This window comes from Yersinia sp. 2466 StPb PI (assembly GCF_041538325.1).
In the GTDB taxonomy this organism is placed as follows: domain Bacteria; phylum Pseudomonadota; class Gammaproteobacteria; order Enterobacterales; family Enterobacteriaceae; genus Yersinia; species Yersinia enterocolitica_E.
Window position 1 is genome coordinate 81,578 of sequence record NZ_JAULSL010000001.1, and the last position, 20,761, is coordinate 102,338.

A 20,761-nucleotide genomic window follows, 5' to 3' on the forward strand; every position below is an offset into this window, starting at 1 on the left:
TAGCACCATACAATAAACAAGCTATAATCACCGCCTTACACCATTCTTCCAAATGGAAGATCATCGTCCCCGGTGGGGCGGCTGGACTTCAAATCCAGATGGGGCCGCCAGCGGTCCCTGGCAGGTTCGACTCCTGTGATCTTCCGCCAAAGCTCTTCCGTATTACTCCCCAAAAGTCCTAAAAACCCCAGTAAAACCAATAGATAGAGCGTTTTATTGTCCGTAGGTGTCCGAGCTTATCTCTCTAAATCCGTAACAATTGTGTATAGTAAAGGGTATAGAATTACCCTATACCTTTTTGAGCTATACACATGCCACTTTCCGATATCCAGATTCGCCGTGCTAAACCACAAGAAAAAGCCTATACCCTGAGTGACGGGCAAGGGCTATCACTCTTAATTGAACCTAACGGCAGCAAAGGGTGGCGCTTTCGCTATCGTTTTGCCGGTAAAGCCCGATTAATGTCATTAGGGACTTATGACTTGATATCCCTTGCTGAAGCTCGCTCTAAGCGAGATATGGCACGTAAACTGGTTGCAGATGGAACAGATCCCGCAGAGGTGAAAAAGGCTGAGAAGTTAGCGCAGCGGCTTTCATCGGAAAACTCTTTTGAGGCCATTAGCCGTGAGTGGCATAAAGCCAAATCCGATCGTTGGTCTTTGGGATATAGGGAAGAAATCATGAGTACCTTTGAGGCGGATATATTTCCGTATATTGGTAAACGGCCAATTGCAGAAATCACACCGCTGGAGTTACTTGATGTGCTTCAACGTATCGAAAAGCGTGGAGCGTTAGAAAAAACGCGCAAAGTACGTCAGCGCTGCGGCGAAGTATTTCGTTATGCCATTATTACTGGTCGGGCTGCATATAATCCCGCCCCTGACCTTGCCAGCGCATTAAGTACGCCAAAGAAACAGCATTACCCGTTCCTGTCTGCCGAAGAGATGCCATATTTTATTCGTGATCTAGAGGGTTATACCGGCAGCATCATAACCAAGAACGCCGCGAAGATACTTATGTTGACTGGTGTGCGAACTAAGGAAATGCGTTTTGCTACTTGGCAGGAAATCGATCTTGAGAATGGTTTGTGGGAGATTCCAGCAGAACGAATGAAGATGCGTCGCCCTCATATCGTGCCGTTGTCTACGCAGGTTATAGCGCTATTTAAACAGCTTTTACCCATCACTGGGCATTACCCCTACATTTTCATTGGACGGAATGACCGTAAAAAGCCCATAAGTAAAGAAACAGTCAATCAGGTCATTGAATTACTGGGTTATAAAGGCCGTGCGACGGGTCACGGATTTAGACATACCATGTCAACGATATTACATGAACAAGGCTATGATAGTGCATGGATAGAGCTACAATTGGCTCACGTTGATAAGAATAGTATTCGCGGTACTTACAATCATGCGCAGTATCTTGAAAAGCGTAGAGAGATGTTGCAGTGGTATGCTGATTCAATATATTAGTTAAAGGAATTATGCCGAGGATTAATAATAAACCTCGGCATAGTTTTATTATCAGAATGGTAACTCATCATCTACTATATTTGCGATAGGCATATTTTTTATCAAAACTTGACCGACCATTCTATCGGCAACTATTTTTAATTTCTCATTTGATAATCTAGGTTCCGACCATCCTTTAGCAAAACTGACGTTATCAGAACGTGGCCTTTTATTTTCTGGAAGATAATTAATCTTAATTTTTGCTGGCAGAGCTGCAGCTTCACCAACAAAAATAGCTTCCTGTTGAGCAAGTGATGGTAAAGAAGCTACAAGGCCTGATAAGCCGTCTGGTAGGAACTTAGCTACGTGTTGTTGATCCGTTGAGTTTGTTAATCTTAATACAATCCAAGAACCACATTGTGAGATAACGGTACTTTCTATATCAGCAGGCCTTTGGCTTACTAACATTAGGCCAAGTCCATATTTCCGCCCCTCCCTAGCAATTCGTCGAATAGCTGATTGTGCAGCTGCATATTGTGCTTCACCATGATTAGGAACATACCTATGGGCTTCTTCACAGACAAGTAAGAATGGGTCTGAGATTCTTTCTTCTAAAGTTTGATGGACTTTATATTGAAATAAAAGACGAGATAAAGTTGCTGTCAGTGGGCCAGCAACCTCATTAGGTAAGCCAGATATATCAATTATCCTTATATCCTTATATAAATCACCAGTTTTTATTTCACCTACAAGCTGATTTAATACAACTTCTAAAGTTATTGCATCATCCTTATTAACCCATTCTTCCATCAAAAATGAAATTCTTGGATCTCTTCTTAAGACAGATAGCTTATCAAGTATTGATTTGAATTTTTCTGAAAAATTAGAATCAGTTTCTTTTTCAATTTTGCCTTTTACTATTCTTGCAGCTTGAACATATCTTATATGATTTTCAAACTCAGAAAGTGAGAAAGCGATAGGCTTATCTGAATCAAATGACATTATTTCTTCAATGGTTCTACCATTATTCGGCCGAGGTTCATCTGGTGACATGCCATCGTTTGGAACATCCCACTCATAATTTTTAGGAGCTGATGAGACTAAACCAACAGAAACCATTCTGCTATGTGCCAATGCTTTATAAATTATATTATTCTGAGAAGTAGCCTCCTTTTCTGTTTTCCCAATAATCAGAGTCCTAAATTCATCTGATGACATTAACCAATATGGTAATTTAATATCTTTTTTATTTTCATTCTTTTCTAAAGCACTATACGCTTGATATGTTATGCCTCTATCTAGAAATGCAGTACCATATTCATCATGAGGGTCTATCATGATAATTCGAGGAGCAATTATTTTATCTTTTATACATGAATGGTCTAAAATACTATGGAGTAAAGTTGCTACAGCACCTGATTTTCCTGAACCTGTTGATCCTAAAACTGCACAATGTAAGCCGAATAGTTTATCTATATTGGCTCTACAGGGTATTGATGTAGCACTCGAGTATCTAGCAAATGGAACTAATGGGTTAAATTCCTCATTTCTTGCCCCCTCTGCGGCTGAAAATAAGCCAGAAGACTCGGTGTGAGTAAGTAAATACACACCTTGCAAGGGTAAAGGATATGTTTTCACTCCTCGACTGAAACTTAATATTTGCGCTGATTGTGACCATTGTCCATGCGAAAAAAGTTCTACCTCCATTATTCTTTGATCTGCTTCTGGTGGGATTGGTAAGGAGTTTCCCACTATTTCATCAGATCTCATTCTTAATAATGTTACAAATCCAAATATTATATTTCGTCCAAAATGAATTTTAACTATACTGCCAAGTTGACCTATAGGATAAACTTTTCCCTCATAACTCCTCGTTAATTCCTCTACATTATTTGATAGTTCAACTTTTATTTTTGTTCCAGAAACCTCGATTATTTTTCCAATCTTTAGTTCTTCAATTGGTATAAATTCCATCAAATAACTCCTTCTTTCATTACGGTAGTAATACCTGAGAATGTCCACCAGTCATCATATTTTTCTTTTCTTTTCAGTACTGGTTTATCAGACACATACAAACCTTCCTGAGTAGCTATATAAATTCTTTTTCCCCAAACCTCCTTTCTCCATGTATTTAGAACGTCAGGAATACAGCCATTAATTTCTTGGCAAAATGCTAAGAGAACTGTCTTGCTATCCGGATTTGACATTGATAAGGATATTTCTTGATTAATGTGTTCATCACCAAAACTATACCCGCAAACTATTAGTACATTATACGATGGTGATGAAATAGCTTTTCTAAATAAATCAAATTGAGATGAGAATGGATCTTTCTGAGTCGCTACATATTTTGTAGACTGTGGGTAGATAAGAACCCTATGGTTTTTTTTGGGGTATGTATCCCTATCTCTTACTCGCCATAAATATCCATCATCATTTTGGTACCAATCTATTGAGCCATGCATTTTTACTACATATGCTTTTGCTTCACTAACGGGTTCACTTTGCCCATATCGATAAGTTCTATATGCTACAGCTCCGCCGCTAAATCCATCCCAGTATGGGATTTTATTTAAAGATAATGCATCTTCAAGAAGCGTATCATAATTAGTTGTGAATAGCCTAACCGGCTTTCTTCGCTCGTTTATACCCGCTCTTAAGTTATAGAATAGTGTTTTTATGAAATTAAAATGATCATCTATTCTTACTATAAAATTATCCTTGTCGCCGACTTCTCTTTTTTCTCCTTCTACATATCCATATCTAATGGTGTCAGCTATATTATTCAATATTTCATTGTGTGCGCTTTCAATCTGATCAAGAGTAAAAATGGTATCTCCAATACTTATTTCTTTTGTTACTGAGCGGGAAGCTATAGCAGAATAGTCACCTAATTGGCTGAGTATGTGTTCTATATGAACATCTTGAGGTAGTTGTACCTTTAAAATATTCACTAACTTTAATACGTCAGGACTGTCATTTAATAATTCAACAACCCTATTCGTAAGTGGATACATTAATGGTATTTTTGCATTGTAGCTAATGCCAGCACCTAATAGCCAATTCTGTTCTGGGCAATTTAGTAATTCTTGAAATTGTTCAAACTCTTCATCCACATCATTAATCATAACAGCTCCTAATTACTCGCCTTGAAATAATAAGAATTGTAATTACTTTATTGACTGTAATCACAACTAATCCTGTGATGGTAGCGATACTCACTGTATATAAAGTTTTTTGCTAGTAAGATACAGTCTTGAATCAAGTTTATAGTACATATATCAATAAAAAGAGAATATAGGTAATAATAAAATTAAAAATTTCAACAGGTTACTATTTTTAAGGGGACTACGAGTTATGTGACGTTAAGGAGACATTTTTAATTCGGCTTTCAACCTAGCCGCGCGCAATGGTCCCCCGCCTACGCGCTCTGACTTTATCATGCACTTTTCATGCATGACATAGAGAGCCTACAAGCCCTTGTGGTGCGGTGTTTCAGGTGTTTTGATGCCGGGGCGTTGCATGCAAAATCATGCACTATATGCATGCAGTGCTCATTTTGGCAGGCTAGCCAGAGAAAAAGCCCTTAAACGGCAAGGTCGAAGTGGTGAGAGTCAGAGAAAAGTCCCCGCCTTGAGAGGTTACAGGCGGAGTGGGGTTATTAATGAATTCGTGCGTTAGAACCGTAGCGATTTAATATTTTTCGTTCTGGTAGAATAACCTCTGGTATTATTTCAGGCTCTTTAATCGGAGGTCGAGTAATAATCCTGTCAACACTCTCAACTGATTTAAAGGTGCAAGAGCATTCTATATTTTGGCACTGATAATAGGCCTCTTTTGTCTGCTCTGATAAATATCGACTAGAGCGCGTATGAGATGCATGTTTACATACCGGACAACGCATCATAATTATTGCTCCCCGGCTGGATTGAGTTTTTTCCTTTTTGCCATAATTGCTTCAGCTAGCCGTGTTCGTGTTATCGGGCTATTGTTCAAATCAGAATCCACGTAACCCGGTTGTGGCCGCTCTAAGGTCAGTTCTGCCAGTATGGTCTCTTTTGCCATATTTAAGGGATACAGGGCGGCGGCTACAATAGCTGCATCAATAAGCATACTCAGCGCGCGCGCCGGTGATTCGTTACCGTAGACATCGTTAACGGCCATTTTAATTTTTACTGCCCGCATGAGTTCTGGTGACAAGGTGTGCAATGCAGCGGCTATTTCTATGTCTGCGTAAGCCATTAGGGCTTCGCGATGTGTATCTTTATAGGGTTTTGCTGACGCGCACAGTTTTAGCAGAGTGCTATTTTTATCCAGCTCGAGTTCTTCAATCAGATGGCCGAATTCCTGTGCCAACTCCCGCTGTGAAATCCGGCGGATATGTTCGGTTTGTAGCTCATCCGTCATTTCACCGCGCAGGCTGCGAAACAGTTTACGCCAAGTGCCGTCGGCCTGCTGGCTTTGGGTTTCGGCGTCGCGCTGCTTTTGCTGACTGCGGGCAATGGAGGACATAATTTCTTCATAGGTTTCTTCATTCTTTAGGTGTTGCGCTTTCGCCGCTTTGAAGCTTTCAAGGGCGGGTGTAATTGGGTGTGGGGTTGTTTGGCTCATCTAGTTATAACTCCGTCTCAGTCAAGGTGGAGTCATTTTGCAAGCTCTCACACAACGTCTCAATCCATGCCCGTTGTACCATTTCCCATACAACACACTCTCAAATCAAACTAAAAGGGCTATAAAAATAATAGTTTTATAAAAACTGTTCACTACTCTTCACTTTAGTAAAAAAGTATTAATAATCAATAAATAAAAGGGTGAACAGTTCACTTGAAACTATTCACCAAGTGTTCACTACTGTTCACTGGGTTAAAAAGAGCTTTTTCTCTGGCTAGCTTAAAAAGCAGGCAAAACCCTCACTGTTGTGCTCAACCACCACCACTCTTTTTAGAGCATTTTAATATCAATCAATGTCTTTTAATTCATTTTAGCTTTAACGACTCAGTTCAAAAAATCACCCCCTCCACACATATACCCGAATACACCCACATAGACCCAGAGAGTCAAATACCGTCATTTTTACGCACGTTTGTTGTGGTAAATCACACAACAACGGCTTGTTGCATCAGGTAAAAATATTCTCACAATAGGGGGCTACCCAACTGAATCCCAGCAAACCCGGCGGTATATGACCGGACAACCAATAAGGTAGCTTTTCATGCTTGCAATGACACAACAGGCTTTATCCAATACGCCACCACCAATGGCAACACACTACCCGCGTGACCGCTTTATGCGTCTGCCGGAAGTGATTAACACCACTGCATTATCCCGCTCGACCATTTATGAACTGATTAGCCGTGACCACTTCCCCGCACAGATTTCCCTCGGCGGTAAGAACGTCGCATGGCTGGCTTCTGAGATTGAGGGCTGGATGGCAGAGCGTATTGCTAACCGTCAGGGGGTATCAGCATGATCACCCTAAAAATCGGCGAGCAATTCTTCACTCTGAATGATGGAGACGTGCAGTACATCGCTGAGGCGTTCCAGATTGCGCAGCAACAACCCGGCCTTGCTTTACCCAAGTACCGCAGCCAGCTAAACGGCGTGGTGCAAGTGATGTCGGGCAATGCGCCGAGTACGCCAGCACAGGCTAATTTCTACGCCCGTGCCCCCGCACAGCCTAAGCCTGATATTCAGACTGACTGTTAAACCGATGACGCTCATCCCGCAAAAAGGGCTTTTCTCTGGCTTGCATTTTTTGCAGGCCTTGCGTTATAGTCACCGTGCTGTCGCAAAATCGGCAGCCGGGCGTGAGAACCCGTGTAACTCAATGGCGACACAACACGCGCCAGGCGTGTTTTTTTATGTCGTGGCCTCGGCCTACCAGTTTTTTGCACAGTGGTTTCTACACCGCTGTCGCTATCAAGCAATGGTGGCTCAGGCGGGGCAGCCTTCGGGCTGGCCGGTATCCATTGAGGCCGGTTTCTCACCCCCGTCTGGGCTACCACCCAAGTGTGAGAACTCAAGTGGTAGCAATAACCATGACTCAATGGAGGCTGCCACTATGGCTACATCCCTCACCCCGTTACACCCGCAATTTATCTATTTGTTTGCTGCTGTTCGCCGTACTGAATTAACGGCGCGTCCCTGCATGTTGCGTACCATCGCCAGCAGTGAGAAAAATGCTCGCCTGCGTTTAACCCGTGACTACATCCTGTCGTTTGCTGGCCGTCTGCCACTGGGGGAGGTCGCATGAATACCCTTGCCGCCCGTTATGACCGTGATACGCAGTACAGCATCCCTCACGCTGATTTCTTACGCCTCCAGCATGCGCACAATGTCGGTGTAACGTTCCTCGATATGCTGGAAACGCAAAGCAGCCTGCTACACGGTATTACCCCACCGTCGCCTGAATCGTTCGCCTCAATGGTGGCGTTACTGACTGATCAGCTCGGACAGGTAATGAACACCTGCGAATCACAAATCTTATCCCGCATGGAGGCACCTATCGTATGAATACCCTGAATCAATCCTGTCTGCCCGTTGAAGTCCGCACCGCTGTTTATCGTCGTGCGTTGGCCCACGCTTATCTTGATGTCTGTTTGTCTCACGGGGTACGCCTTGGTTACTCGCTGGATGAATTGCAAATGACCATTGCGATGGATATTGAGGGCTATTATGTGCGCCAGCACGGGCCAGAAGCCGGTATGGATATGGCCTGCACTATGCTCAGTGACATGGTGCAACCGGATATCTTGCTGGCTCCGCCGCGCCTGACAATATTAGGGCAAAAAATGATGGATGAGCTTTGCCAAGCGCAGATAACCACAACCAGTCAAACCACCCTGCACTGAGGAGAAACAGAGAATGACAACATTAAACGTTTCAAAAACCTCACGTGCAGCCACCGGCCAGTGGCCGGTATTGCTCCCTGCTCTTGGTATTCATATCACCGCTGGAGGCCGGGCGCAGCCCTGCCCAATGTGTGGAGGTAAAGACCGTTTCCGCTTTGATAACCTGCAAGGGCGTGGCACATGGTTTTGTAACCAGTGCGGCAGCGGCGATGGCCTGAATCTGGTTGAAAAGGCGCTGGCGGTCACGACCAAGGAAGCCGCCTGCAAAGTGGCCGAGGTGCTAGGGGAACCATCGAACCCTCCATTACCGGCACACAATGCCGAACAGGAAACGCAGGAGAAAGCGCAAGCACGGCAGCGGGCCGCAGAACAGGCCAGACAGTTGCTGGCTGTCGCACAATCACAGGCCGGGAATGCTTATCTGACCACCAAAGGCTGGCCAGAGCTGGAGACGCTGACATTACACGATAAACCGTTGCGTGTTGGGGGGATTGCCTATCAGTCCGGCGACCTGTTATTTCCCCTGACTGACAGTAGCGGTGAAGTGGTTAACGTTCAGTTGATTAACACCGACGGTGACAAGCGCACACTGGCCGGGGGACAAGTGAAAACAGCCTGTCATTTTTTGGCCGGACAGGATAACGCCGTTATCTGGCTGACCGAGGGCTATGCTACCGGGCTAACGGTACATCATCTAACCGGGGAAACGGTGTGTGTCGCGCTCAGTGCTAACAATCTGCCCGCACTGGCGCAACAGTTGCGTACCCACTACCCGGATGCATTGCTATTGTTGGCCGCCGATAATGACGAGAACGGCACCGGCCAGAGCCGCGCAACAGAGGCCGCCCAATTGAGCGGCGGTAAGCTGGCGTTACCATCGGTTGTCGGTGACTGGAACGACGTTTATCAGCAGCAAGGCAAACTGGCTACTCTGACCCAGTTACAAGCATTCAATCAGCCGCAACAGCCCAGCCCGTTTGATACGCTCAGTGACGCCGACCTGAAAGCCATGGGCGCCAGTGAAAAGGCCGAACTATTAGCAGAGCACTATCAGCACTTATTGGCCGTGCCACAGGTGGGTGAAGACCTGTGCCGCTATGAAAAAGGGGCATGGCAGGTACTGCCATATCGGGTACTTAGCCGGGAGATTGCCGCTTTATTTCATAAAATCCGCGCCCCTTTCTCAGCATCAGGGATAAACAGCGTACTTGATACACTCACGCTGATGGTGCCACAAATGGGAACACCCGCCCGGCACTTGATAGGTTTTCGTAACGGGGTATTTGATACCACTACCGGCCAGTTCAGCGCGCACCAGAAAGCGCACTGGTTGCGTACCGTGAACAGTGTGGATTACACCCAGCCCAAAGCCGGGGAAAATCTGTCCGACCATGCCCCGCACTTTTGGCGCTGGTTAACGCGGGCCGCCGGGCAACAGCATGAGAAACAGGAGCGTATTCTCGCGGCGCTTTATATGGTGTTGGCGAACCGCTATGACTGGCAACTGTTCCTTGAGGTGACAGGGCCGGGCGGCAGTGGTAAAAGCGTGATGGCCTCCATCGCCAGCTTGCTGGCCGGTAAAGATAATACTACCTCGGCTACCATTGATACGCTGGAGTCGTCGCGGGAACGTGCTTCCGTGGTGGGGTTCTCACTGATTATCCTGCCAGACCAAGAGCGCTGGAGCGGTGACGGGGCGGGCATTAAAGCCATTACTGGCGGCGATGCCGTTGCCATTGACCCGAAATACCGTGATGCCTATTCCACCCATATCCCGGCGGTGATTCTGGCCGTCAATAACAACCCGATGCAGTTCAGTGACCGCAGCGGCGGCGTATCCCGTCGCCGGGTTATTCTGCCGTTCCCGGAAGTCATCCCGGCTAACGAGCGTGACCCGCTATTACTGGCGAAAATTACCGGTGAGCTGGCGGTGATCGTGCGCCACCTGATGCTGCGTTTTACCGCCCCCAATGATGCCCGCGCGCTACTCGAAGCGCAGCAGAACTCGGATGAAGCGCTGGGGATCAAACGCGGTGCTGACCCGCTGGTTGATTTTTGTGGCTATCTGTTGGCGGTTAATACACCCAATGGCCTGTATATGGGGAATGCCAATATTATCCCGGCTAACCCGCGTAAATACCTGTATCACGCTTACCTGTCATTTATGGAGGCGCGCGGCCATCAACGGCCAATGAGCCTGACCGCATTCGGGCGCGCTGTGCCGCAAACCCTGAGTGAATATGAAATAGCCTTGTTGAAGCGTAAGACCAATCAGGGGATGCAAACCAATCTGATATTAAGTGAAGACTGCGAGGCCGACTGGTTGCCTAAATGTGAAGCACATTGAATAAACAACATCACGATCGTTTCTACCGATCAATATGGCGTTATTGATCTGCCTAACCCATTGGACGCTATCAGTTGCGACACTTATAGTTGCGTTGTACAAACCTCATACATCCAACACCGGGGAGCAATGTATCAGTGTGTACTCGGGCCTGCTTGCAGGCCTTTCTTTTATCCCCAATTTGTCCCACATATCTTGGCACCTCAAAAATAATCACACCGGCCTAGGCCGGTGTTTTTGTATTCAATGGCCGACTGTTCACAGCAAGTGACTAGTTAGGCTAAACTCGTCACTAACTCATCACCACTTAATCTATTGTATTTAAATGATTAAATTCAAAAGTGAACAGTGTGAACAGTTTTTCTATAAATCTTTTTTTCTTGGCTGATATTGAAAATATATACCTACTGAGTTTTCACCCTAATAATTGCTTAAAATATCACCGCATTAACTATTGTGTATAGGAAAGTGTATAGAATCATACTTATGTTTTAATATTTTACTTATATATCAGTATGTAATGATTCTTTAGGTATTCCTGTGATCTGCCAAAAATTTTTTTTGCCTATTCCTCAGCACTTACAAAATATCCCCATTTTAAGTAAATATGAAAAATAAGTAGAATCAGCTTGTTGAAGTTATGATGATTCGATACGGATGATTTTGTATGATTCTAAACCAATAAAATGCCAAGTTATTTTCAGTAGTACTGATAATAAAAACATGTTCTTAAAAACAGTATTGACATCTGGTACAGAACACGTAGATTGGAATTCAACACCGGTGCAATTAGTAACGAACTCTTTATTTAGCCGGTGTCCATGTAGTTGATTTAAAATAATGCGATAAAGGTCACGAAATATTTTTTTATGTGAGATTCGCGATGGGTTTTTAATAATGGACTCGTGCGATGATGATTTCAGGCCACGTAATAAATCTTTACGATCGCATATGTGGACCAAAACGCGATGAGTTAAGGCTTTGTTGTTAATAGTAATGTTCGCGATTTGTGTACGTAAGTATGAAGTCGAGGATATCGCGAAGAAAGTAAAGCCATGTAGTAAGAGTATATATCGCGAGGGTGATGTACTAATTTAGTCAGTGTTATCATAAGCATGGCTAAATGTAACAAACGGGAAATGTTATCATTCAGTTAATATATTGGAGGATAGAGTTAGTTGTAAGCACCAAATATTCCTGTAGAAATAGGTACATCTTTGTAAATAGTACTAAGATAAGTGTCACGTTATTAAGTTGATTAATGTTTAATTTTAAATCTGTAGTACCTTAAAAGCCCTGACTACTGTAGTCGGGGCTTTTATCATTGTGGCTTTATAAGGTTTTGTATTACTGCGTTTTATCGGGGCGATCCAATGCTGTTATCCCGATAAGAACAAAATAACCGCCATGAGGGCGCCCCAATCCCATCAATAACTGAAGCTTTTAACCCGCGCCAGCACATGCTCCCCTACCGGCATAGTAAGTGACGTACATCCTATATAATCGCCAACTAACCCCAGAAAAGACGTAAATGTCTTAAATACATTGATGGCTTCGTTTAATATTGTTTTCTTTCATTTTATCCGATGGGGTCACCGATGATCGCAGTTATCTTTGAAGTTGAACCGGCAGAGGGTGAGTACCACGCATATCTGGATTATGCCGGGGCACTGAAACCTTTATTGGAACAAATGGACGGTTTTATTTCAGTAGAACGTTTTCAGAGTTTAAGTAATCCGCAGAAGTTGTTATCGCTATCATTTTGGCGCGATGAGGCGGCCGTTAAGCAGTGGCGGAATATTGAACAGCATCGTAGCGCACAAGCCGCGGGGCGTGCGAGTGTGTTCGCCGGTTATCGCCTGCGGGTAGCGGCGGTGGTACGGGACTACGGCTTAACTGAGCGAGAGCAAGCGCCTGTTGATAGTCAGGTTCATCATAAACAATGAGTTATAGGTAACGACGGATACATTTTGTGTTTGGTAGCCCCCTAATGGTCAACCGCGGAACCGTATAGTGTATTTGGGACGATATCGCCGATTTAGTGTGTCACAATGTAAAATCCATGTGACGTATATGTGACTTCGTGCGCAAAAACACACCAATTTTATGCTGATTTCATCAGTAAAACCACGTTGAAAATCCTTCTACTCTGCCTTAACGCAGAACGAAATTAATTATAACTAATTAATTTAAAACACTATTCATAATATTATTTTTTTTGGGTACGGCAGAATATTGCCTTTTTACCAGAGCTTGATTGTACTTGTCTATACGAGTATATGTTAATAAATACTCAAGCTAAGTAATGTCGTTGATACCTGAAAAACTGGTTGAAGGAAATTGCCGTGACTGCCCCAAATAGATTCCGTGATACTGAGATTCGTGCCCCGCGTGGTACGCAACTTACGGCCAAAAGTTGGCTGACCGAAGCCCCGTTACGTATGCTAATGAACAATCTTGATCCAGACGTGGCTGAGAATCCAAAAGAATTAGTGGTTTACGGCGGTATCGGCCGCGCAGCCCGCAATTGGGAATGCTATGACAAGATTGTTGAAAGCCTGACCCATCTGAATGACGACGAGACGCTACTGATTCAGTCAGGTAAGCCCGTCGGTGTCTTCAAAACCCACAGTAACGCCCCTAGAGTATTGATTGCCAACTCGAATCTGGTGCCTCATTGGGCCAACTGGGAGCATTTTAACGAACTAGATGCCAAGGGGTTGGCGATGTACGGCCAGATGACCGCAGGCAGTTGGATTTATATCGGTAGCCAAGGCATTGTGCAGGGTACCTATGAAACCTTCGTCGAAGCCGGTCGACAGCACTTTGGTGGCAGCCTGAAAGGGCGCTGGGTATTAACGGCAGGTCTGGGTGGCATGGGCGGGGCACAGCCACTGGCGGCAACCTTGGCGGGTGCATGTTCTCTGAATATTGAGTGCCAGCAGAGCCGCATCGATTTCCGTCTTAAAACCCGTTATGTCGATGAACAAGCCACCGATCTGGATGATGCGTTAGCGCGAATCGAAAAATATACTGCGGCGGGTGAAGCTGTTTCTATTGCACTGTGTGGCAATGCGGCTGAAATTTTACCTGAGCTGGTTCGTCGTGGGGTTCGCCCAGATATGGTGACCGACCAAACCAGCGCACATGACCCGCTAAACGGTTATCTACCAAAAGGCTGGAGCTGGGAAGAGTATCGTCAGCGCGCCCAAAGCGAACCCGCATTGGTGGTTAATGCCGCTAAAACTTCCATGGCGGAACATGTTGAAGCGATGCTGGCCTTCCACAATATGGGTATTCCAACCTTTGATTACGGCAATAATATTCGCCAGATGGCACAAGATATGGGGGTCACTCATGCTTTTGATTTCCCTGGTTTTGTCCCTGCGTATATTCGCCCGCTATTCTGTCGCGGTATTGGCCCGTTCCGCTGGGCTGCGCTCTCTGGTAACGCCGACGATATTTATAAAACCGATGCCAAGGTTAAGGAACTTATCCCTGATGATGAGCACTTGCATCACTGGTTGGATATGGCCCGCGAACGTATCAGTTTCCAAGGGCTACCGGCCCGTATTTGCTGGGTAGGCTTGGGGCTGCGCGCTAAATTAGGTTTGGCTTTTAACGAGATGGTTCGCAGTGGTGAACTGTCGGCCCCGATTGTCATTGGCCGCGACCATCTGGACTCCGGTTCAGTTGCCAGTCCTAACCGAGAAACCGAAGCGATGCAGGACGGCTCTGATGCCGTATCTGACTGGCCGCTGCTCAATGCATTGCTCAATACGGCCAGTGGCGCAACGTGGGTTTCTCTGCACCACGGTGGTGGTGTCGGGATGGGCTTCTCCCAGCACTCTGGCATGGTGGTGGTCTGTGATGGCACTGATGATGCTGCTGAGCGCATCGCCCGGGTATTACATAACGATCCGGCTACTGGTGTTATGCGTCATGCAGATGCAGGTTATGACATTGCCATTAATTGTGCACAAGAGCAGGGGTTGAACCTGCCGATGGTTGCTGCAACTCAAGGTAAAAAATCATGAAAACAGTCAATAAAACAGTCAATAAAACAATGGTACTGCACCCTGGGCTGATGACGTTGGCGGATTTGCGACATATATACCAACATCCAGTCAACATATCGCTGGATGAAAGTGCTGATGCGGCTATCCAGCAGAGTGTGAAGTGCGTACAGGCAATATTGGCAGAAAAGCGTACTGCCTATGGCATTAATACTGGTTTTGGCCTGTTAGCATCGACTCGCATCGCTACCGAAGATCTGGAGAACCTGCAACGTTCGATAGTCCTTTCCCACGCGGCCGGCGTCGGAGAGCCGAATGACGACGCCATTGTGCGGCTGATTATGGTGCTGAAAATCAATAGCCTGGCGCGTGGATTTTCAGGTATCCGTCGGGAAGTCATTGATGCGTTGATTACGTTAGTTAACGCAGAGGTCTATCCGCATATTCCGCTAAAAGGATCCGTGGGTGCTTCCGGTGATTTAGCACCTTTGGCGCACATGAGCTTGCTGCTGTTGGGAGAAGGTAAAGCGCGTTATCAGGGCGAATGGCTTGATGCTCGCACGGCTCTGACGAAAGCGGGCCTGGAACCGCTCACCTTAGCGGCCAAAGAAGGGCTAGCATTACTTAATGGCACTCAGGTTTCAACAGCTTATGCACTACGTGGTTTGTTTGAAGCCGAAGATCTCTATGCTGCGGCGTCTGTCTTTGGCAGCCTCACCGTGGAAGCGGCTTTAGGCTCCCGTAGCCCGTTTGACGCACGTATTCATGCGGTGCGAGGCCAGCGTGGTCAGATTGACGCGGCCAATACTTATCGCCACCTGTTGGGCGATCGCAGTGAAGTCTCTGAATCTCATAAGAATTGTGACAAAGTACAGGATCCTTACTCTCTGCGTTGTCAGCCGCAGGTGATGGGTGCCTGCCTGACTCAAATGCGTCAGGCAGCAGAGGTGCTGGCTATCGAGTCGAATGCAGTATCAGATAATCCGCTGGTGTTTGCCGAACAAGGCGATGTGCTGTCAGGCGGTAATTTCCATGCTGAGCCGGTGGCTATGGCAGCGGATAATTTGGCATTGGCACTGGCTGAAATAGGTTCATTAGCCGAGCGTCGTATTTCACTATTAATGGATAAACATATGTCGCAGTTACCACCATTCCTGGTGGAAAATGGCGGCGTAAACTCTGGTTTTATGATTGCACAGGTGACTGCTGCTGCATTAACCAGCGAAAATAAAGGGTTGGCATACCCTTCCAGTGTTGACAGTATTCCTACATCTGCCAATCAGGAAGACCATGTCTCTATGGCACCACGTGCGGGTAAACGCTTGTGGGAAATGGCCGAAAACGTGCGCGACATTCTGGCTGTTGAGTGGCTAGCGGCATGTCAGGGGTTGGATTTGCGCAAAGGTTTGAAAACCTCGGATGCATTGGAGCCTGCCCGCCAGCTATTGCGCCAACATGTAGCCTACTACGAGAAAGATCGTTTCTTTGCCCCCGATATTGAAGCGGCAAGCCAACTCATTGCGCAGCGTCATATGAATGAACTGATGCCTGCGCACCTACTACCCAGCCTTTAATAACGATTTGTCCACTAATAACCGTTCATCAACTAATAACAATTAATCTACTAATAACAACGGTCACCAGTTATTACATCAACCTATGGGTGGTCCCGATTACCGGGATCACCCTCTCTGAACCCCTGCCTGAAAAGGCACAAATTTTGCGAGAATGTACCATGAAGAATGATTCATCCACGCTCAAACGAGGCCTCAGTGCCCGGCATATCCGGTTTATGGCGTTAGGTTCCGCCATTGGGACCGGTCTGTTTTATGGCTCTGCCGAGGCGATTCGTCTGGCGGGACCAGCAGTTTTACTTGCTTACCTCATCGGCGGAGCGGCCGTGTTTATGGTGATGCGCGCGCTGGGTGAGATGGCAGTGCATGACCCGGTAGCAGGCTCTTTCGGTCACTATGCCAGCCGTTATCTTGGGCCGCTGGCCGGTTTTCTCACTGGCTGGACCTATACCTTTGAGATGATTATTGTGGCGTTGGCTGATGTCACCGCATTCGGTATCTATATGGGGTTATGGTTCCCTGATGCGCCACAGTGGGTTTGGGTGCTGAGTATTATTTTCTTTATTGGTGCGCTGAATCTCTGCTCAGTCAAAGTGTTTGGTGAAATGGAGTTCTGGCTATCGTTGCTAAAAGTGACGGCGATTATTGCCATGATTGCTGCCGGCTTGGGCATCATGATGTTTGGCTTTGGTGCAGGTCATGAGAGCACCGGTGTCAGTAATCTCTGGTCTCATCAAGGATTTATGCCGAATGGCTTGACGGGGGTGATTGCATCATTTGCCGTAGTGATGTTTGCTTTTGGGGGGATAGAAATTATCGGTGTCACGGCCAGTGAGGCAAAGAACCCAGAAAAAGTACTACCACGTGCCATTAATACCGTACCGATACGCATTCTATTGTTCTATGTTTTGACCTTGTTTGTGCTGATGGCTATTTATCCATGGAATAGTATTGGGCAAAATGGCAGTCCTTTTGTTGAGATTTTCAGTAGTTTAGGTATCAGTTCTGCTGCTAATATTTTGAATCTGGTGGTTATTACCGCGGCTATTTCCGCCATTAACAGTGATATTTACGGTGCGGGTCGCATGATGTACGGCATGGCGCAAGAAGGGCTGGCACCGAAGTGTTTTAGCCGTCTGACCCGTAATGGTGTGCCATGGATGACTATTTTGGTGATGGCAATCGCACTGTTATGTGGTGTGGTGCTGAACTATCTGATCCCGAAAAATGTATTCCTGATTATTGCCTCGATTGCCACCTTTGCGACGGTCTGGGTATGGCTGATGATCCTTATCTCGCAAGTGGCGATGCGCCGCTCTATGAGCAAAGAGAATATTGCCCGGCTGACATTCCCGGTACCGTTCTGGCCAGTGGCACCGATTCTGACCATCATCTTTATGGCATTTATTATCGCGGTTTTAGGTTACTTCCCTGATACCCGTATCGCCATGTATGTTGGGGTGGCGTGGGTAGTATTAATGACTCTCGCCTGGTGGGTCTGGTTACGCAAGGCTTCACCACGGTCCCTTCAAGAACCGATAGAGAGTTTGCAAAAACAGATAGAAAGTCGCGAGGTTTAGCCACGACTGGCCGCTGATGATCGATTCAGCGGCCATACTGTTGCTTTTTAGCTCTGTGGGGGGCGAGTCGGCACATTGATCACCAATTTTTGGTGTAATTCTAACGCCATGGTTTCAAGGCGGGTGGTTAATTGATTGGTCAGGGTGGTGAGTTCTGTATTCTGCCGCAGTAACTCCAGCATTTGTTCCGCATTTTGCGCTGCCATTCTTTGCCGCTCTTCATTCGCAATGGCTAGTGCCTCGCGATGTTGTGCATCGGCTTGTGCATTAGCCTTATCACGTTCTGCCTGGCGGGTTTGCGCCAATAAAATAAGGGGTGCTGCGTAGGCCGCCTGTAAGCTAAAAGCCAGATTTAGCAAAATAAACGGGTAAATATCAAATTTGACAATACCCATCACATTCAGACCAATCCAGATCACCACAATGAGTGTTTGTGCGCCAAGGAAGACTGGCGTGCCGAAAAAACGGGCAAAAGCTTCTGCTTTCTGGGCAAACCAACTGTTGCCGAAAGGGGTTGATAAGTGTTCATGAGCACGATGGTAGCGGAGATAATCGACTTTACGTGTCTGTAGTGGCGGCTGCTCGGTCACGGGTTCAGTTTTTTTCATAGGATGTTACCCCGGTAGATGAAGGATTCTGTTGAGGTCAGCTCACGACAAAATTAAATCAGGTTACTTAATGCTTCAGACTATTTAATTATAGAGTGGGGTCCGATGAGCAATGGATAATTACCCCGTCTAAAGATGTTGAGTTGATGGAATAATCACATATTCATTTTATTGTTATCGCACTATATACCAAGATAATGTTTTGCGTTTAAAGTAGCGGCGTGGCCAGATGGTGATAAACTGACCTCAATTGTGAAAAATTATATACATACGGAGTAGCGGCCCATGCCTGCCATAGCCATTAAGCGGTGGATTAAACGGATTGTACTGGTCTTGGTGGTAATGTCAGTTACCATACTGGCGATACGAATTTACGATACACAACGTGGCCCAAAGCTCGAGCTTTGGCATACGTTTGTTCCTCATGATATGCGCGCGGCTGAGATTGATAAAGCCAGTTGGGCGGATTACATCAAAGCTGAAAATAACCTTTTCGATGAAGTGCGGATTAATGTTACCGAGAAACTGGAACCAAGGAATGAAATTCCATTAAATCGTTATTACTCTGGTAGCTCGATTTACCCCCCACATTTCAAAAATGACTGGAATCGCTCATATATTCTTGAGCCAGAAGGTAAACCTAAAGGTGCTGTGGTCTTACTGCATGGTTTAACTGACACCCCTTATAGCCTGCGTCATATTGCTGAAAATTATCGTCAGCGTGGATATGTTGCCATTGGTATTCGTTTGCCCGCTCACGGAACAGTGCCTGCGGCTCTGACCGATGTTGAATGGCAGGACTGGCTGGCGGCAACGCGCTTAGCTGTTCGTGAAGCCAAAGCACTGAGTGGCCCTGATTTACCGCTACACGTGGTCGGCTTCTCCAATGGCGGCGCGTTGGCAATGAAATATACGTTGGATTCAATGGATGACCCAACACTGGCGAAACCGGTGCGGGTTATCTTGATATCCCCGATGATCGGTGTCACCAGTTTTGCGCGTTTTGCCGGTATTGCCGGTTGGCCCGCTATCTTCCCGGCCTTTGCTAAAGCTGCCTGGTTGGGGATTGTGCCGGAGTTTAATCCTTTCAAATATAACTCGTTCCCAGTGAATGCTGCCCGTCAGTCTTATTTACTGACGTCTGTGCTGCAACAGCAAATTGCGCGTGATGCCAGAAACAATAAGATGGAGGAGTTACCTCCGATTCTGACCTTCCAGTCGTTAATGGATTCAACGGTCAGTACTCGTGCGGTTGTTACTGCTCTTTATAACCACTTGCCGAAGAATGGTAGCGAAGTGGTGCTGTTCGATTTGAACCGTGCCGCCAGTTTCGGCCCGCTATTAAGAACTTCTTCTTATACTGCTCTGGCGCGTTTGTTGCCTCCACCACCACGTAATTATAGCGTAACGGTGATTACCAACGTTTCACCGCAAAGTAATGAAACAGTGGCGCTGACTACCTTGGCGGGTGAGACTAACGAGGTTTCAGTACCTACCGGCTTGATTTACCCACCGGACATTTTCTCGTTATCCCACGTGGCATTGCCATTCCCAATGAGTGATTCGCTGTATGGCCGCTATCCAGAACCGCGTGACCAATACGGTATCAGCTTGGGGACTTTTGCCGCTCGTGGTGAGCGGGCGGTACTGGTTGTCGGGTTAGACTCACTGATGCGTATCTCATCAAATCCATTCTATTCGTACATGTTGCAGCGGATAGATGACAAGATAGACGCACCAGCGAAATAAGATGATGTTAAAGCCTCCGAATCGGGGGCTTTTTCATAATGAGTGCCATACTTTCAAGTCGTAGCTGTTGTTCATATTTACTGACCCAGAAAGGAAAGCAAAATGTCTATTGAAAAAGTCGTATACCGTGCCAAAGCTAAAGCCACTGGCGGGCGTGATGGTCGGGCAACATCCTCAGATGGCGTATTGGATGTGAAATTGGGCGTCCCAAAAGAGATGGGTGGGGCGGGGGGCGCTGTGACTAATCCAGAACAGCTCTTTGCTGCGGGCTATTCAGCTTGTTTCCTTGGTGCGCTGAAATTTGTGGCATCAAAAGAAAAGGTGAAAGTGCCGGATGATGCCAGCATTGAAGGTACCGTGGGTATTGGTGCCATTCCAACTGGTTTTGGTATTGAAGTGCAACTGGATATCAGCTTGCCGGGTATCGAGCGTAGCGTAGCAGAAGATTTGGTGAAAAAGGCACATGTTGTCTGCCCATATTCCAATGCCACGCGTGGCAATATTGATGTGACATTGAATATCAAATAAGCCAATTTCTCATCTCAGCAGCCCATGAGAATTATCTTGTGGGCTATATGCTGC

At 46.2% G+C, this 20,761-nt stretch carries 18 protein-coding genes and 1 tRNA gene; 14 read left to right on the plus strand and 5 right to left on the minus strand.

Features of this window, described 5'->3' with window-relative positions:
• The first annotated feature begins 54 nt into the window (after positions 1-54).
• Positions 55-149, plus strand: a tRNA-Sec gene (locus tag Q2T72_RS00330).
• Between the two features lie 162 nt (positions 150-311).
• The gene (locus Q2T72_RS00335; protein ID WP_372568448.1) at positions 312-1,475 is read left to right on the plus strand and encodes a tyrosine-type recombinase/integrase; all 1,164 of its coding nucleotides are present in this window, start codon (positions 312-314) and stop codon (positions 1,473-1,475) included.
• A 51-nt stretch (positions 1,476-1,526) separates the two neighbouring features.
• Here Q2T72_RS00335 and Q2T72_RS00340 read toward each other — a convergent pair whose 3' ends face one another.
• The 4 genes from Q2T72_RS00340 to Q2T72_RS00355 form a co-directional block, all read right to left on the minus strand.
• Positions 1,527-3,428 (minus strand): ATP-binding protein, encoded by a 1,902-nt coding sequence (locus Q2T72_RS00340; RefSeq protein WP_372568449.1) that lies wholly within the window; start codon positions 3,426-3,428, stop codon positions 1,527-1,529.
• On the minus strand, positions 3,428-4,582 hold the full coding sequence (locus tag Q2T72_RS00345) for an SIR2 family protein (protein ID WP_372568450.1): 1,155 nt from the start codon (positions 4,580-4,582) through the stop codon (positions 3,428-3,430). The genes Q2T72_RS00340 and Q2T72_RS00345 overlap by 1 nt, the downstream gene beginning before the upstream one ends.
• Before the next feature lie 533 nt (positions 4,583-5,115).
• On the minus strand, positions 5,116-5,361 hold the full coding sequence (locus Q2T72_RS00350; protein ID WP_145512779.1) for an ogr/Delta-like zinc finger family protein: 246 nt from the start codon (positions 5,359-5,361) through the stop codon (positions 5,116-5,118).
• Between the two features lie 2 nt (positions 5,362-5,363).
• Positions 5,364-6,065 carry an aldehyde dehydrogenase gene (locus Q2T72_RS00355; RefSeq protein WP_246108425.1) on the minus strand — a complete coding sequence of 234 codons (702 nt, stop codon included), beginning with the start codon at positions 6,063-6,065 and terminating at the stop codon, positions 5,364-5,366.
• Between the two features lie 601 nt (positions 6,066-6,666).
• Between Q2T72_RS00355 and Q2T72_RS00360 the strand changes: the two genes are divergently transcribed.
• The 10 genes from Q2T72_RS00360 to Q2T72_RS00405 all read left to right on the plus strand — a co-directional run bounded on the left by Q2T72_RS00360 (position 6,667) and on the right by Q2T72_RS00405 (position 17,822).
• Entirely contained in the window at positions 6,667-6,924 is a 258-nt protein-coding gene (locus Q2T72_RS00360; RefSeq protein ID WP_025381895.1) for an AlpA family transcriptional regulator, read from the plus strand.
• Positions 6,921-7,160 carry a hypothetical protein gene (locus tag Q2T72_RS00365; protein ID WP_372568451.1) on the plus strand — a complete coding sequence of 80 codons (240 nt, stop codon included), beginning with the start codon at positions 6,921-6,923 and terminating at the stop codon, positions 7,158-7,160. Before Q2T72_RS00360 ends, Q2T72_RS00365 begins: the two co-directional genes overlap by 4 nt.
• A gap of 4 nt (positions 7,161-7,164) precedes the next feature.
• Positions 7,165-7,707 carry a host cell division inhibitor Icd-like protein gene (locus Q2T72_RS00370; protein ID WP_372568452.1) on the plus strand — a complete coding sequence of 181 codons (543 nt, stop codon included), beginning with the start codon at positions 7,165-7,167 and terminating at the stop codon, positions 7,705-7,707.
• On the plus strand, positions 7,704-7,967 hold the full coding sequence (locus tag Q2T72_RS00375; protein ID WP_032814182.1) for a hypothetical protein: 264 nt from the start codon (positions 7,704-7,706) through the stop codon (positions 7,965-7,967). Before Q2T72_RS00370 ends, Q2T72_RS00375 begins: the two co-directional genes overlap by 4 nt.
• Positions 7,964-8,305, plus strand: coding sequence for a DUF5375 family protein (locus tag Q2T72_RS00380; protein WP_372568453.1), 342 nt, complete (start codon positions 7,964-7,966; stop codon positions 8,303-8,305). Before Q2T72_RS00375 ends, Q2T72_RS00380 begins: the two co-directional genes overlap by 4 nt.
• Before the next feature lie 13 nt (positions 8,306-8,318).
• The gene (locus Q2T72_RS00385) at positions 8,319-10,652 is read left to right on the plus strand and encodes a primase-helicase zinc-binding domain-containing protein (RefSeq protein WP_372568454.1); all 2,334 of its coding nucleotides are present in this window, start codon (positions 8,319-8,321) and stop codon (positions 10,650-10,652) included.
• A gap of 1,598 nt (positions 10,653-12,250) precedes the next feature.
• Positions 12,251-12,598, plus strand: coding sequence for an antibiotic biosynthesis monooxygenase (locus Q2T72_RS00390; protein ID WP_083161417.1), 348 nt, complete (start codon positions 12,251-12,253; stop codon positions 12,596-12,598).
• 399 nt (positions 12,599-12,997) lie between these two features.
• A complete protein-coding gene (hutU, locus tag Q2T72_RS00395) occupies positions 12,998-14,689 on the plus strand; it encodes a urocanate hydratase (RefSeq protein ID WP_372568455.1) in 1,692 nt (563 codons plus the stop codon).
• 29 nt (positions 14,690-14,718) lie between these two features.
• On the plus strand, positions 14,719-16,242 hold the full coding sequence (gene hutH / locus Q2T72_RS00400) for a histidine ammonia-lyase (protein ID WP_372569835.1): 1,524 nt from the start codon (positions 14,719-14,721) through the stop codon (positions 16,240-16,242).
• A 161-nt stretch (positions 16,243-16,403) separates the two neighbouring features.
• Entirely contained in the window at positions 16,404-17,822 is a 1,419-nt protein-coding gene (locus tag Q2T72_RS00405) for an amino acid permease (protein WP_083161413.1), read from the plus strand.
• Between the two features lie 47 nt (positions 17,823-17,869).
• Here the strand turns inward: Q2T72_RS00405 and Q2T72_RS00410 are convergent, their stop codons facing one another.
• On the minus strand, positions 17,870-18,430 hold the full coding sequence (locus Q2T72_RS00410) for a DUF1003 domain-containing protein (protein ID WP_083161411.1): 561 nt from the start codon (positions 18,428-18,430) through the stop codon (positions 17,870-17,872).
• A gap of 285 nt (positions 18,431-18,715) precedes the next feature.
• On the opposite strand from Q2T72_RS00410, the gene Q2T72_RS00415 reads away from it, so the two are divergent.
• Entirely contained in the window at positions 18,716-20,179 is a 1,464-nt protein-coding gene (locus Q2T72_RS00415) for a carboxylesterase (protein WP_083161409.1), read from the plus strand.
• A gap of 102 nt (positions 20,180-20,281) precedes the next feature.
• Positions 20,282-20,707 carry an organic hydroperoxide resistance protein gene (locus Q2T72_RS00420; RefSeq protein WP_004713820.1) on the plus strand — a complete coding sequence of 142 codons (426 nt, stop codon included), beginning with the start codon at positions 20,282-20,284 and terminating at the stop codon, positions 20,705-20,707.
• Positions 20,708-20,761 lie beyond the last annotated feature (54 nt).

Excerpts from the sequence above, each read along its gene's own strand:
- Q2T72_RS00335 (WP_372568448.1), top strand. The coding sequence starts at position 312 with ATGCCACTTTCCGATATCCAGATTCGCCGTGCTAAACCACAAGAAAAA.
- Q2T72_RS00340 (WP_372568449.1), bottom strand. The coding sequence starts at position 3,428 with ATGGAATTTATACCAATTGAAGAACTAAAGATTGGAAAAATAATCGAG.
- Q2T72_RS00345 (WP_372568450.1), bottom strand. The coding sequence starts at position 4,582 with ATGATTAATGATGTGGATGAAGAGTTTGAACAATTTCAAGAATTACTA.
- Q2T72_RS00350 (WP_145512779.1), bottom strand. The coding sequence starts at position 5,361 with ATGATGCGTTGTCCGGTATGTAAACATGCATCTCATACGCGCTCTAGT.
- Q2T72_RS00355 (WP_246108425.1), bottom strand. The coding sequence starts at position 6,065 with ATGAGCCAAACAACCCCACACCCAATTACACCCGCCCTTGAAAGCTTC.
- Q2T72_RS00360 (WP_025381895.1), top strand. The coding sequence starts at position 6,667 with ATGCTTGCAATGACACAACAGGCTTTATCCAATACGCCACCACCAATG.
- Q2T72_RS00365 (WP_372568451.1), top strand. The coding sequence starts at position 6,921 with ATGATCACCCTAAAAATCGGCGAGCAATTCTTCACTCTGAATGATGGA.
- Q2T72_RS00370 (WP_372568452.1), top strand. The coding sequence starts at position 7,165 with ATGACGCTCATCCCGCAAAAAGGGCTTTTCTCTGGCTTGCATTTTTTG.
- Q2T72_RS00375 (WP_032814182.1), top strand. The coding sequence starts at position 7,704 with ATGAATACCCTTGCCGCCCGTTATGACCGTGATACGCAGTACAGCATC.
- Q2T72_RS00380 (WP_372568453.1), top strand. The coding sequence starts at position 7,964 with ATGAATACCCTGAATCAATCCTGTCTGCCCGTTGAAGTCCGCACCGCT.
- Q2T72_RS00385 (WP_372568454.1), top strand. The coding sequence starts at position 8,319 with ATGACAACATTAAACGTTTCAAAAACCTCACGTGCAGCCACCGGCCAG.
- Q2T72_RS00390 (WP_083161417.1), top strand. The coding sequence starts at position 12,251 with ATGATCGCAGTTATCTTTGAAGTTGAACCGGCAGAGGGTGAGTACCAC.
- hutH (WP_372569835.1), top strand. The coding sequence starts at position 14,719 with ATGGTACTGCACCCTGGGCTGATGACGTTGGCGGATTTGCGACATATA.
- Q2T72_RS00405 (WP_083161413.1), top strand. The coding sequence starts at position 16,404 with ATGAAGAATGATTCATCCACGCTCAAACGAGGCCTCAGTGCCCGGCAT.
- Q2T72_RS00410 (WP_083161411.1), bottom strand. The coding sequence starts at position 18,430 with ATGAAAAAAACTGAACCCGTGACCGAGCAGCCGCCACTACAGACACGT.
- Q2T72_RS00415 (WP_083161409.1), top strand. The coding sequence starts at position 18,716 with ATGCCTGCCATAGCCATTAAGCGGTGGATTAAACGGATTGTACTGGTC.
- Q2T72_RS00420 (WP_004713820.1), top strand. The coding sequence starts at position 20,282 with ATGTCTATTGAAAAAGTCGTATACCGTGCCAAAGCTAAAGCCACTGGC.